Here is an 11,916-nt window from a genome sequence, read left to right as displayed (position 1 = left end):
ACGTATGTTCCATTCCTTCAACGTCGTTTTCGAAGATATGAGCGACCAACGACATCCGCTCGCCCCACCACGTCGCGCCCCGAGGAGACCCCGAAGTGGGCGGCTCGACCCTACGTCAGAGCCGGGACACGACGGCGTCTCGGCGGGAGCGACCCCATCACGACCCCGCCCAGCACGAGCACGAGACCGGCGATCTGCGCGAGGCCGAAGGCCTCGCCGGCGAGCGCCACGCCGAGCACGACCCCGGTCACCGGGTTGAGCAGTCCCACGACCCCGACGACGCTGCCGGGCAGGCGGGCGAGCCCCGTGAACCAGGCGGCGTACGCGAGCACGGTGGCCACCACGATGACGTAGGCGAAGCCCGCGATGGCGGGCGGGTCGAGCACCGGCGGCGCCCCCTCGACGAGGATCGCGAACGGCAGCACGACGATGGATCCCGCCACGAGCTGCCAGGCGGTCATCGTGACCGGCGGCACCCCCGCGCCCCATTTCGCGGTCAGCACGAATCCGAGGGTTGACGAGAGCATCGCCCCGATCGAGGCGACCACACCCCAGGGGTCGACCGGGCCGCCGCCCGGCCCGAGCATGATCACGACGCCGACGATGCCGACGAGGGCGCCGATGACGGCGATCACCCGGGGGCGCTGGCCCCGCAGCATCCACGACAGCAGGATCATGAAGGCGGCCGACGTCGACATCAGGGTCGCAGCGAGGCTCGAGGGGAGCCGTTGGCCGACGATGTAGACGAGCACGTTCAGGCCGCCGACGGTCAGGGTGCCGAGCACGAGCGAACGCCACCACCACGAGCCGCGCGGCAGCACTCGCACGAACGCGAGCACGACGAGGCCGGCGGGGAGGCATCGGATCACCCCGCCCCAGAGCGGGATGTCGGGCGGCAGCAGATGCCGGGTGACGACGTAGGTGCTCCCCCAGGCGATGGGCGCGATCGCGGTCAGGAGGATCCAGCGCCATCTTTTATCTTCCACGGAAGATAATCTACCGCGATCTCGACGTTCCCCTTCCATGGAAGATAAAGTCGCGTCATGGATGCCGCCCCCGACCGCGTCGCGCAGATCCAGGCCGACTGGCGGCGCGAGCGACCCGATCTCGACCCGTCGCCACAGGGAGTCATCGGACGCCTGCATCGCCTCGCGCTCGCCCTCACCGCCGAGCTCGTGCCGGTCTACGCCGCCCACAGCCTCACCGAGGCCGAGTTCGACCTGCTCGCGAGCCTGCGCCGCATCGGCGCCCCCTACGAGCTGCCCGCCGGAGAGCTCGCCGCCCACACCATGGTCACCACCGGCGGACTCACTAAGCGCGTCGACCGGCTCGTGCAGCGCGGCCTCGTCGCCCGCACCGGCTCCGCCGCCGACGCCCGCCGCCGCCTCGTGCGCCTGACCCCTGCGGGCGTCGCCCTCATCGACGCCGCCTTCACCGACCACATGCACAACGAGCGCCGCCTCGTGCAGCTGCTGAGCGACACGGATGCCGCGGCCCTCGAGTCCGCCCTCACGCACTGGCTCGCCGCGCTCGGCGGCGACGATCCGACCACCCCGGGCGCTCCCCCGGCACGCTGACCCGAACGCTCGCTGACCCGAGCGCGCGGGACGACGCGGCCACCCCCGGTGGCCGCACCCGCCCGTGCGGGGCTACGCGGCGAGCGCCAGGTACGGCTCCCACCGCGGATCGGCCCGCTCGGTGCCGCGCACGGTCCACTGCGCGCCGCGCGGGGCGCCCGGCTCCATGCGCAGCGTCCACGCCATCTCCTGCGGCGTGCGGTCGCCCTTCACGTTGTTGCACCGCAGGCAGCAGGCCACGAGGTTCTCCCACGTGTCCTTGCCCCCGCGCGACCGCGGCTGCACGTGATCGATCGTCGACGCCGCCTTCCCGCAGTAGGCGCAGCGGTTGCCGTCGCGACGCAGCACGCCTCGGCGGGTGACCGGCACGCGGCGCGCGCCGGGCACGCGCACATAGCGGCTCAGGATGATCACGGCGGGTCTGTCGCACGCGCCGCGCAGCCCCACGACGGGGTCTCCTTCGACGCGTTCGACGACCGTGGCCTTCTCGTTCATCACGAGCACGAGGGCTCGTTTGAAGGAGACCACGGCCAATGGCTCATAGCCGGCGTTCAGCACCAGGGTGCGCATATCTCGTGTCCTCTCGAATCGCCGGGACGGCTTCGCGGATATTCGATTCGTGACGCGAGGGAGAGTCTTCAGGGCATGAAAAAAGGCGCTGTCTCACAGACAGCGCCTTGGACGCACGGCGACCCCGTGGCATCCGCTCACATGATGCCGAAGGACGAGCAGACCGAGCGCGTCCGTGGTGCGGATGCGAGGTATGCAGCCCATCGGCTTCCTCCGAATCTCTCTCGGCGTCGAGTCAGAGAATAACCCACCACGACACGCCCGGGCGCACAACGGCCCTGAACACGAGGTTGCGTGTCGGGGAACGAGAGAGCGGATGCCTCGCTCAGCCCGCGTTCTGCTGCAGCCAGGCGTACGGGTCGACGTAGTTGCCGTTGATCTTCACCTCGAAGTGGAGGTGGTTGGCGGTCGACTGCCCGGTGGAGCCCATGAGGCCGATGATCTGTCCCACCTGCACCTGCTGGCCGGGCTGCACGAGCACGCCGCCGTCCTCGAGGTGGCCGTAGAGGGTGCTGACCTGCTGGCCGTTGATCACGCTGTCGATGACGATCGCGTGTCCGTAGCCGTAGTAGTAGTTGCCCGCGGCCGCGACGCGCACGGTTCCGGCGGCGGCGGCGAAGATCGGGGTGCCCTGGGCGTTGAGCAGGTCGACGCCCATGTGGGTGCCGCCGCGCGAGAGGAAGCCGTCGCCGACCCTGGTGCCCGCCATGTCGACCGGCCAGCGCACGATCCCGCTGCCGGGGGCGACGAGGCTCAGGTTGACCGACGCGACGCGGCTGACGACGCTCGCCGACTTCGCGCGGGCAGCGGCCGCCTCGGCGGCCTTCTTCTTCGCGAGCTCATCGGCGGTCGTGGCCGAGTAGCTGTCACGCGTGATGCTCGACTGCGAGGCATCCGAGGCGATCACGAGCGACTGGGCGTTCTCGGCGGCGAGCTGCTGCACGGTCTGGGTTCCATCGCCCGAGGAGAACGCGCCGTAGGCGGGGAGGGCGACGGTCGCGACCAGACCGCCGACCATCGTCAGGATGACGACGCTGCGCACGGGGCCGGCCGCGCCCTTGCGGCGGGGAGCGCTGGAAGTGGGGCGCACGGCGCTCGCCACCTGCTTCACCTTTCCCTTGGCCGCCTCTGCGGCAAGACGTGCGCCCTCTCGGGTGCTGCGCCTCGTGGCGGGGGCCCTCGCGGTCTCACCGCTCTCGGGGGTAGGCGAAATGTCGTTGTCGGTCACTCAATCCTCCGGCGCCCCTGGCGGCGTGCGCCCGGCTCGTCGGCACTGTGTGTTTCGGGCACGTGGTGCGGGTCGCGGAGGGAAGGACGAGCCGATGGGGCGATTCACTCCGGGTCCGTCGGCGGGATTGTCGCCTGTGGACTGTGACAGGCTACCCGACGGTAACGAACATGTCACGTCGATCTGACGGCGCGTGCGGATGCCGCGGCATCCCGACCCGCGGCGTCGGCGCCCCCGGGCGCCGACGATCAGGCGCGGTCGTCGACGAGGAAGATGTGCGCGGCGACCTCGATCGGCAGCTCCAGCCCCTCGTCGGAGCCGTCCATCTGCACGAGCACGTAGCCCTCGCTGTAGCGATAGGTGCCGGATGCTCCGGGCACGACGCCCGCGCCGCGCAACTGCTGCAGCAGCTCGGGGTCGACCTGGGCGGGCTCGGCGAGTCGGCGCACGGTGCCGGTGACGGGCTCGTCGCTGTCGCCGAGGCGGCGCACGAGTCCGACCACACCCTGCTCGAACGTGGTCGCCGGGCTGTCGCCGAGCTGATCGAGGCCGGGGATCGGGTTGCCGTAGGGCGACTCGGTGGGGTGACCGAGCAGCTGCACCAGTCGACGCTCGACCTGCTCGCTCATCACGTGCTCCCAGCGGCAGGCCTCTTCGTGCACATAGGCCCAGTCGAGGCCGATCACGTCGGAGAGGAGGCGCTCGGCGAGACGGTGCTTGCGCATCACGTCGACGGCCTTCTGGCGCCCCGCGCCGGTGAGCTCGAGCGACCTGTCGTCGGCGACGACGACGAGGCCGTCGCGCTCCATGCGCCCGACCGTCTGCGAGACCGTGGGGCCGGAGTGCCCGAGCCGCTCCGAGATGCGGGCACGCAGCGGGATGATGTTCTCCTCCTCGAGCTCGAGGATCGTGCGCAGATACATCTCGGTGGTGTCGATGAGATCGGTCATGCGGAGTCCTCGGGGCGCAAGAAGGGAATGAGGAAACCCTATCCAATCCCCGCCGACACCGGGCCGCGCGGCGGGGCGATCGCGTGCGTCATGGGGGCGTCGCGGCATCCGTCGCGCCTTTAGGATCGGTGTCATGCCCCATGTCGTGCTGCCCCGCGAGATCCTGCCCACCGACGGACGCTTCGGCTGCGGGCCGTCGAAGATCCGCGCCGCCCAGCTCGAGCACCTCGTGGGCCCCGGTGCGAGCATCCTCGGCACCTCGCACCGCAAGTCGCCGGTGAAGAACCTCGTCGGCAGCACGCGCGCCCGCCTTGCGGAGCTGCTGCGCCTGCCCGCCGGCTACGAGATCATCCTCGGCAACGGCGGATCGACCGCCTTCTGGGATGCCGCGGCATTCGGTCTGATCGAGCGCCGGGCGCAGAACCTCGTGTTCGGCGAGTTCGGCGGCAAGTTCGCGAGCGCCGCCGCGGCACCGTGGCTCGAGGCGCCCGATGTGCGCAAGGCGGAGCCCGGAACGTCGCTCGTCGCCGAGGCGGTCACGGGCGTCGACGTCTACGCGTGGCCGCACAATGAGACCTCCACCGGCGTGGCCACAGAGATCCGTCGTGTGCACGGCGACGAGGGCGCGCTCACCGTCATCGACGCGACGAGCGCCGCGGGCGGCATTGACTTCTCCGTCGCCGAAGCAGACGTCTACTACTTCGCGCCGCAGAAGAACCTCGGCTCCGACGGTGGGCTCTGGTACGCGGCAGTCTCGCCCGCCGCGATCGAGCGCATCGAGCGGATCGCCGCCTCGGGCCGCTACATCCCGGAGTTCCTGAGCCTGAAGAACGCACTCGACAACTCTCGCCTGCAGCAGACGCTCAACACCCCCGCGGTCTCGACCCTGCTGCTGCTGGACTCCCAGCTGGAGTGGATCCTCGAGAACGGCGGGCTGCAGTGGGCCGACGCCCGCACCCACGAGTCGTCGCAGGCGCTCTACGACTGGGCCGAGGCATCCGAGGTCGCAACCCCGTTCGTCGTGAACCCCGCCGACCGCTCGCCGGTGGTGGCGACGATCGACTTCGTCGAGGGGGTGGATGCCGCGGCGATCTCCGACAGCCTGCGCCACAACGGCATCGTCGACACCGAGCCCTACCGCAAGCTCGGCCGCAACCAGCTGCGCATCGCGACGTTCGTCTCGATCGAGCCGGACGACGTGCGCCAGTTGATCCGCAGCATCGACTACACGCTCGAGCACCTCTGATCCGGGGCGTGCCCCGACGGCACGTCAGGGTTCGAGGTGGGCGGCGAGGTTGGCCAGCGACGAGGTGATCCCCGTCGCGTGGTCGCGCGCGCGGATGCCGGGCGGCACGTCGCGCGCCTCGATCGTGACCTCGGCGCCCTCGGGAGTGTCCCGAACGCACCATTCCATGGTCATGACGCCGGCGATCCCCGTGTCGTCTCCGACGAAGGTGACCGCCTGCACGATCCGCTCGCCGGGCACGACCTCGATGATGCGCACGTCGCTCACGTCGGCATCCGCCGTCGTCTTGCCCGGCGCGCCGGACGGATCGTCGTAGGTCAGCACGAGCCGGTAGCCGCCGCCGGCGCGCAGATCGAAGCGCTCGAACCGGCCGCGCATTCCGGCCGGGGGCAGCCAGGTGAGCAGTGCATCGGGGTCGATGAGCGCCCGGAACGCCTCGGCCGGGGAGACATGCACGAGCAGGCTCGCGCGATCGGTGCGCCGCATGCTCGCAGGCTACTCGCGACGCTCGCGCCGCGGGTCAGCTCGTTCTAGTCGCGGCCCTCGTCGGCGGACGTCGCCGCATCGGCGTCGTCATCCCGGTCGTCGGCGTCATCCGCGTCGTCGATGTCGAGATCGTCGTCCGTGTCGTCGTCGAGCTCGTCGGCGTCGTCGTCGCCCGCGAGGTCGTCGTCGCCCTCGAGGTCGTCGGTGTCGAGATCGTCCTCGTCGATGTCCACGCCGTCGACGTCGCCGGCGTGGAGCAACGACTCGTCGGCGTCGAAGTCGTCGTCCTCATCGTCGTCGTCCGCGTCCTCATCGAGGTCGTCTTCGTCATCCAGGTCGTCGTCGAGATCGGCATCGTCATCGGCCTCGTCCAGCTCGTCGGCATCGGATGCCGCGGCGAGCTGCGCCTGCTGCTCCTTGTACTCGGCGAGGCGCACCGCCCACGGCACCCAGTCGGGCGCCAGCAGCGCGTCATCGCCCGGAAGCAGCTCGACTTCGAGCACGGTCGGCTCGGCGTCGGCGACGCGGGCGAGGGACACGTTCCAGAACCAGCCCGGATAGCCCGGCTGCGTCGTCGTGAACAGCAGCGTGATCACGCCGCCGGGCTCCGCACGATATCCCGCAGGCTCGCCGATGTTCGCGGCCGGGGTGATCTCGGCGAGCGCGGCGCGGGCCAACTCGACGCTGTTCAGCAGTTCGGGATCGGGGTCGACCTCCGGCTCCGCGGCCAGCTCGGCACTGTGCTCCGGCTCGACCGCGACATCCGGCTCGGCCGCGAGCTCCGGCTCGCCCGCGGGCTCAGGCTCGGCCGCGCCGGTCGGCTCGACCACCGCATCGGTCGGGATCGGGGCATCCCGATCGTCGACGCCCTCGATGTCAGGCATCGAGGTCGTCCGCGACCTTGCGCAGCACGGCGGCGACCTTCTTGCCGTGCGAGCCGCTCGGGTAGCGGCCGTGACGCAGATCGGCGCCGATGCCGTCGAGCAGCTTCACGAGGTCCTCGACGATGACCGCCATGTCGTCGGCGTTCTTGCGCGAGCGCTTGGCGAGGCTCACGGGAGCTTCGAGCACACGCACCGACAGCGCCTGCGGTCCGCGCTTGCCGTCGGCGACGCCGAACTCGACACGGGTGCCGGTCTTGGGCGCCGCGGAACCCGCCGGCAGCGCCGTGGCGTGGAGGAAGACGTCCTGACCGTCGTCGGTCTGGATGAAGCCGAAGCCCTTCTCCTCGTCGTAGAACCTGACCTTGCCGGTGGGCATGGGAGAACCTCGCTGAATCGGCCCCGCAGGGCGGGGTGGGAACGTGTGCTGGCGCGGTGCGCCATCCCCTCAGCCTAGGCCACGCGTACCCATTAGGCTGATGCCGATGAGCAATCGCACTCAGGGGAACGACGTCCCCGTCCGCAGGATCGACCGGGTCCTCGTGTTCATGTCGCTCGGCATCCTTGTGCTGTCGATCCTGTGCTTCTTCGCCGTGATCATCGGCACGTGGCTCGGCATGCACCAGGCCGATTTCCTGACGGGCGCATGGCCGGTCGTCGCGGTCCTCCCCCTCATCGGGCTGCCGATCGCCTTCGTGCTGATGATGGTCGTCATCATCATGTCGTTCGTGCGGAGGGCTCGGGCCAACCGGGGGAAGTGACCCGTGCCTCGGTCCTCTGACGAACGCGCGCTCGCGAGCGCCCTCGCAGAGCTGACCGATGCCCAGCTGGTCGTTGTGCTCGACGCCCGGCAGCTGCCTGCCGCGGGGTCCTGGGACGACTTCTTCGACCTCGCCGACACCCTCCTCGACGACGCCGCCGTGACCCGCACCCTCGCCGCCCTCACCCGTGCCGAACTGCACGACCTCCACGCGGCGGGCACCTCCCCGCTGCCGACCACCGCCTCACCGCGCCTGCGGGAGCTGGCCCTTCTCGACGCCGACGGCGCCCCGCTCTCCTCCGTGGCGGCCAAGGCCGCCGAGGCGACGGATGCCGCGCCCTTCTCCCTCACGGACGCACCGCCGCCGAGCAGCGCCCTGGCGACGGGCACGGCGGCCGAGCAGGCGATGACCTCCGCAGCCGCCCTCGCCGACCTCGTCGTCTGGTCCTCGTCGAACCCCTTGGCCCGCACGGCGACGGGGGCTGTCACCGCGACGGAGCGAAAGCGACTCATCGAGGCGGGCGCGATCACCGACGCCGCCGAGCTCGACGACCTGGTCGCGCTCGGCGCGACGGCCGGTCTCCTCACGGCCGTCGACCGCGAATGGCTCGCGACCCCCGACGGCGCCGAATGGCTCGAGCTCGGCACCGTCGACCGGTGGCGGCGCGTGGCGGAGGCGTTCGCGCGGGCCCTGCCCCGCGGCATCCGCACACCCGACGGCGGATACGCGGCATCCACGGTGTGGCCGGGTGCCTACCCGCGCGACACCGCCTGGCCCGCCGCCGCGGCGTCCCTCGTCTCGCAGGCCACCCGATGGGGACTGATCGCCGCCGACGGCTCGGAGCCCGCGTGGGCCGCGCCGCTGCGCGCCGGCGCTCCCGCCGACGTCGCCGCACTCGCCCAGCATCTCGCCCCGGAGATCGACCGGGTCTATGTGCAAGCCGATCTGTCGGTGATCGCGCCCGGCACGCTGGTGCCGGCCGTCGAGCTGCGCCTGCGCGCCATGGCCCACCGCGAGACGCGCGCGCAGGCCTCGACCTACCGGTTCAGCGCCGAGACGCTGCGTGCCGCCGTCGCCGCCGGCGAGACGGCCGACAGCCTCCGCGCATTCATCGCCGGCATCTCGTTGACCGGCATCCCGCAGCCGCTTGACTACCTGATCGACGAGGCCGCCGACCGTCGCACGGTGGCGCGGGTGGGAATCGACCCCGTGTCGGGGCACACCGTCGTCTCCGCCGACGATCCGCAGATGCTCGCCACCATCGCCGTCGACCAGGCCGTGCGACCGGTCGGCCTCGTGCGCGACGGAGACCGGCTCGTGTCCCGCGTCTCGCGCGACGCGGTCTTCTGGACCCTCGTCGACGCCCGCTACTCTGCCGCCGCGATCGACGCGGGCGGCGATGTCGAACGTCTGCGGCGCCGAACCGCGAGCCCGGCACCGGTCGCGGCCGTCCCGCCGACCGAGCGCTACGCGCCCCTCATCGCCCGACTGCGCGCCGCCCACAGCGAGAATGCGGATGCCGCGTGGCTCGAGCGCGAGCTCGAACAGGCCGTCAAGACACGGGCGACGATCGAGGTCGCCGTCGAGCTTCCGGATGGCGACCTGCGCTCGTTCACGATCGAGGCGACGGGCCTCGGCGGCGGTCGTCTGCGCGGCCGTGACCGCGCGGTCGACGTCGAGCGCACCCTTCCCGTCTCGAGCATCCGCAGCGCCCGCCCCGTCTGAACGCAGCCGCCGCGCCTGCTCCGGGCGGTAGACTGATCGGCTATGTCAGACGGCCCCCTCATCGTGCAGAGCGACCGCACCGTGCTCCTCGAAGTGGCGCATCCCGCCGCGGAGGACGCGCGGCACGAGCTCGCGGTGTTCGCCGAGCTGGAACGCGCACCCGAGCACATTCACACCTATCGCATCACCCGCCTCGGGCTGTGGAACGCGCGCGCCGCGGGGCACGCGGCATCCGACATGCTCGCGACCCTCGACCGCTGGTCGCGGTTCCCGGTTCCGCCGTCGGTGTCCACCGACATCCGCGAGACCGTCGAGCGCTACGGGCGCCTGGTGATCGAGCGTGACGACGTGCCCGGCTACGAGGACGCCCTGGTGCTTCGGTCGACGGATGCCGCGGTGCTCACCGAGGTGGCCCGCAACAAGCGCATCCAGCCGCTGCTGATCTCCCACCCCGACGCCGGCACGTACGTGATCGACGCGTGGGCGCGCGGGCACATCAAGCAGGAGCTGCTGAAGATCGGATGGCCCGCGGAGGACCGCGCCGGCTACACGCCGGGCACGCCGCATCCCATCGACCTCGATGAGGGCCCGTGGCATCTGCGCCCCTACCAGCGCAAGGCCGTCACGACCTTCGCCGAGGGCGGGTCGGGCGTCGTGGTGCTCCCCTGCGGCGCGGGTAAGACGCTCGTCGGCGCGGCGGCGATGGCCGAGACCAAGACCACGACCCTCATCCTCGTGACGAACGCCGTCAGCGCCCGGCAGTGGCGCGACGAGCTTCTCAAGCGCACGACCCTCACCGCCGAGGAGATCGGGGAGTACTCCGGGCAGGTCAAGGAGGTCAAGCCGATCACGATCGCGACCTATCAGATCCTCACCGCGAAGCGGAAGGGCGAGTACGCCCACCTGTCCCTGCTCGATGCGCTCGACTGGGGCCTCATCGTCTACGACGAGGTGCACCTGCTGCCGGCCCCGGTCTTCAAGCTCACCGCCGACCTGCAGGCCCGCAAGCGCCTCGGCCTCACCGCCACCCTCGTGCGCGAGGACGGCCGTGAGGGCGACGTCTTCAGTCTCATCGGCCCCAAGCGCTTCGACGCGCCGTGGAAGGAGATCGAGTCGCAGGGCTTCATCTCCCCCGCCGCCTGCTACGAGGTGCGGGTCGACCTTCCGGCAGGCGACCGGCTCGAGTACGCGGCGGCCGCCGATGAGGAGCGCTACCGTCTCGCGGCGACCGCGCCCGCCAAGATCGACGTCGTGCGTCGCCTCGCCGACCGGCACGTAGGCGAGCAGATCCTCGTGATCGGTCAGTACCTCGATCAGATCGACACCCTCGCCGAGGCGCTCGACGCCCCGAAGATCACCGGCGCGACCCCGGTCGACGAGCGCGAACGGCTCTACGCCGACTTCCGCGAAGGCCGCATCCCGCTCCTCGTGGTCTCGAAGGTCGCCAACTTCTCGGTCGATCTGCCCGAGGCATCCGTCGCCATCCAGGTGTCGGGGTCGTTCGGCTCCCGCCAGGAGGAGGCCCAACGGCTCGGCCGCCTGCTGCGCCCGAAGACCAGCGGTCACACGGCGAGCTTCTACACGCTCATCGCGCGCGACACGGTCGACCAGGACTTCGCCCAGAACCGTCAGCGCTTCCTCGCCGAGCAGGGCTACGCCTACACGATCCTCGACGCCCACGGCATCGCGGCCTGAGACGTTCGGGGCGCGCATCGGCGTGTTTCCGGATGTCTCAGCCCCCGCACGGGCGCAGATCACCATAATGGGGGCATGACTGCTGCAAGCATCCTCGTCGTCGACGATGAGCCCAACATCCGCGATCTGCTGGTCACGAGCCTGAACTTCGCGGGCTTCCAGGTCCGGGCCGTCGCCAACGGGGCGCAGACCATCTCGGCCGTCCTCGAAGAGGAGCCCGACCTCATCGTGCTCGACGTGATGCTGCCCGACATGAACGGCTTCAGCGTCACCAAGCGCCTGCGCGAGGCCGGCTACACGGCCCCCATCCTGTTCCTGACCGCCAAGGACGACACCGAGGACAAGATCACCGGCCTCAACGTCGGCGGCGACGACTACGTCACGAAGCCGTTCTCTCTCGACGAGATCGTCGCGCGCATCCAGGCGATCCTGCGCCGTACGATGCAGGCCGACGAGGAGTCGGTCATCCGCGCCGGCGAGATCACCATGGACCAGGACACCCACGACGTGTTCGTCGGCGACGCCACCATCGAGCTCAGCCCCACCGAGTTCAAGCTGCTGCGCTACCTCATGCTCAACCCCAACCGCGTGCTCTCGAAGGCCCAGATCCTCGATCACGTGTGGGAGTACGACTTCAACGGCGACGCCGGCATCGTGGAGAGCTACATCTCCTACCTGCGCCGCAAGATCGACCCGCACGCCAGCGAGCCGCTCATCCAGACCAAGCGCGGCTTCGGCTACATGCTGAAGGCCGGCAAGTCGGCCTGACCGGTGCGCGCTGCGCACGCGGCGGCGTG

At 70.7% G+C, this 11,916-nt stretch carries 13 protein-coding genes; 6 read left to right on the top strand and 7 right to left on the bottom strand.

The window, feature by feature from the left end; all coding sequences use genetic code 11:
- Positions 1-110: 110 nt before the first annotated feature.
- Complete coding sequence (locus FFS51_RS07545) at positions 111-986, bottom strand: DMT family transporter (protein ID WP_249352681.1); 876 nt, start codon at positions 984-986, stop codon at positions 111-113.
- A gap of 57 nt (positions 987-1,043) precedes the next feature.
- Here FFS51_RS07545 and FFS51_RS07540 point away from each other — a divergent pair, with 57 nt between their 5' ends.
- Positions 1,044-1,577 (top strand): MarR family winged helix-turn-helix transcriptional regulator, encoded by a 534-nt coding sequence (locus FFS51_RS07540; protein WP_045246727.1) that lies wholly within the window; start codon positions 1,044-1,046, stop codon positions 1,575-1,577.
- A 72-nt stretch (positions 1,578-1,649) separates the two neighbouring features.
- Here FFS51_RS07540 and FFS51_RS07535 read toward each other — a convergent pair whose 3' ends face one another.
- The 3 genes from FFS51_RS07535 to FFS51_RS07525 form a co-directional block, all read right to left on the bottom strand.
- On the bottom strand, positions 1,650-2,147 hold the full coding sequence (locus FFS51_RS07535) for an HNH endonuclease (RefSeq protein WP_045246728.1): 498 nt from the start codon (positions 2,145-2,147) through the stop codon (positions 1,650-1,652).
- Between the two features lie 325 nt (positions 2,148-2,472).
- Entirely contained in the window at positions 2,473-3,249 is a 777-nt protein-coding gene (locus tag FFS51_RS07530; RefSeq protein ID WP_249352680.1) for a M23 family metallopeptidase, read from the bottom strand.
- 374 nt (positions 3,250-3,623) lie between these two features.
- Complete coding sequence (locus FFS51_RS07525; protein ID WP_045246729.1) at positions 3,624-4,325, bottom strand: iron-dependent transcriptional repressor DtxR; 702 nt, start codon at positions 4,323-4,325, stop codon at positions 3,624-3,626.
- Between the two features lie 133 nt (positions 4,326-4,458).
- On the opposite strand from FFS51_RS07525, the gene serC reads away from it, so the two are divergent.
- Entirely contained in the window at positions 4,459-5,571 is a 1,113-nt protein-coding gene (gene serC, locus FFS51_RS07520) for a phosphoserine transaminase (RefSeq protein ID WP_137877964.1), read from the top strand.
- A 24-nt stretch (positions 5,572-5,595) separates the two neighbouring features.
- Here serC and FFS51_RS07515 read toward each other — a convergent pair whose 3' ends face one another.
- From FFS51_RS07515 to FFS51_RS07505, 3 genes are read right to left on the bottom strand one after another with little or no spacing between them, the layout of a single operon-like run.
- Complete coding sequence (locus tag FFS51_RS07515; RefSeq protein ID WP_137877963.1) at positions 5,596-6,057, bottom strand: SRPBCC domain-containing protein; 462 nt, start codon at positions 6,055-6,057, stop codon at positions 5,596-5,598.
- Positions 6,058-6,101: 44 nt separating this feature from the next.
- Positions 6,102-6,941: a DUF3027 domain-containing protein gene (locus FFS51_RS07510; protein WP_137877962.1), complete on the bottom strand. Its 840-nt coding sequence runs from the start codon at positions 6,939-6,941 to the stop codon at positions 6,102-6,104.
- On the bottom strand, positions 6,934-7,317 hold the full coding sequence (locus FFS51_RS07505) for a cold-shock protein (protein WP_045246732.1): 384 nt from the start codon (positions 7,315-7,317) through the stop codon (positions 6,934-6,936). Before FFS51_RS07505 ends, FFS51_RS07510 begins: the two co-directional genes overlap by 8 nt.
- A 106-nt stretch (positions 7,318-7,423) precedes the next feature.
- Between FFS51_RS07505 and FFS51_RS07500 the strand changes: the two genes are divergently transcribed.
- The 4 genes from FFS51_RS07500 to FFS51_RS07485 all read left to right on the top strand — a co-directional run bounded on the left by FFS51_RS07500 (position 7,424) and on the right by FFS51_RS07485 (position 11,887).
- A complete protein-coding gene (locus tag FFS51_RS07500) occupies positions 7,424-7,699 on the top strand; it encodes a hypothetical protein (protein ID WP_045246733.1) in 276 nt (91 codons plus the stop codon).
- Positions 7,700-7,702: 3 nt separating this feature from the next.
- Positions 7,703-9,424, top strand: a complete 1,722-nt coding sequence (locus FFS51_RS07495; RefSeq protein ID WP_137877960.1) for a helicase-associated domain-containing protein — start codon at positions 7,703-7,705, stop codon at positions 9,422-9,424.
- 42 nt (positions 9,425-9,466) lie between these two features.
- The gene (locus FFS51_RS07490) at positions 9,467-11,119 is read left to right on the top strand and encodes a DNA repair helicase XPB (RefSeq protein WP_056210242.1); all 1,653 of its coding nucleotides are present in this window, start codon (positions 9,467-9,469) and stop codon (positions 11,117-11,119) included.
- Positions 11,120-11,194: 75 nt separating this feature from the next.
- On the top strand, positions 11,195-11,887 hold the full coding sequence (locus tag FFS51_RS07485) for a response regulator transcription factor (RefSeq protein WP_137877959.1): 693 nt from the start codon (positions 11,195-11,197) through the stop codon (positions 11,885-11,887).
- Positions 11,888-11,916 lie beyond the last annotated feature (29 nt).

This window comes from Microbacterium sp. 4NA327F11, assembly GCF_005503465.1.
Classification (GTDB): Bacteria; Actinomycetota; Actinomycetes; order Actinomycetales; family Microbacteriaceae; genus Microbacterium; species Microbacterium ginsengisoli.
The sequence above is the reverse complement of the archived record's forward strand: the minus strand, read 5'-3'. Positions and strand labels throughout refer to the sequence as shown.

Bases quoted from the DNA above. Each gene is read 5' to 3' on its own strand.
- FFS51_RS07525 (WP_045246729.1), bottom strand. From the start codon at position 4,325: ATGACCGATCTCATCGACACCACCGAGATGTATCTGCGCACGATCCTC.
- FFS51_RS07485 (WP_137877959.1), top strand. From the start codon at position 11,195: ATGACTGCTGCAAGCATCCTCGTCGTCGACGATGAGCCCAACATCCGC.
- FFS51_RS07515 (WP_137877963.1), bottom strand. From the start codon at position 6,057: ATGCGGCGCACCGATCGCGCGAGCCTGCTCGTGCATGTCTCCCCGGCC.
- FFS51_RS07490 (WP_056210242.1), top strand. From the start codon at position 9,467: ATGTCAGACGGCCCCCTCATCGTGCAGAGCGACCGCACCGTGCTCCTC.
- FFS51_RS07510 (WP_137877962.1), bottom strand. From the start codon at position 6,941: ATGCCTGACATCGAGGGCGTCGACGATCGGGATGCCCCGATCCCGACC.
- FFS51_RS07540 (WP_045246727.1), top strand. From the start codon at position 1,044: ATGGATGCCGCCCCCGACCGCGTCGCGCAGATCCAGGCCGACTGGCGG.
- FFS51_RS07505 (WP_045246732.1), bottom strand. From the start codon at position 7,317: ATGCCCACCGGCAAGGTCAGGTTCTACGACGAGGAGAAGGGCTTCGGC.
- FFS51_RS07535 (WP_045246728.1), bottom strand. From the start codon at position 2,147: ATGCGCACCCTGGTGCTGAACGCCGGCTATGAGCCATTGGCCGTGGTC.
- serC (WP_137877964.1), top strand. From the start codon at position 4,459: ATGCCCCATGTCGTGCTGCCCCGCGAGATCCTGCCCACCGACGGACGC.
- FFS51_RS07500 (WP_045246733.1), top strand. From the start codon at position 7,424: ATGAGCAATCGCACTCAGGGGAACGACGTCCCCGTCCGCAGGATCGAC.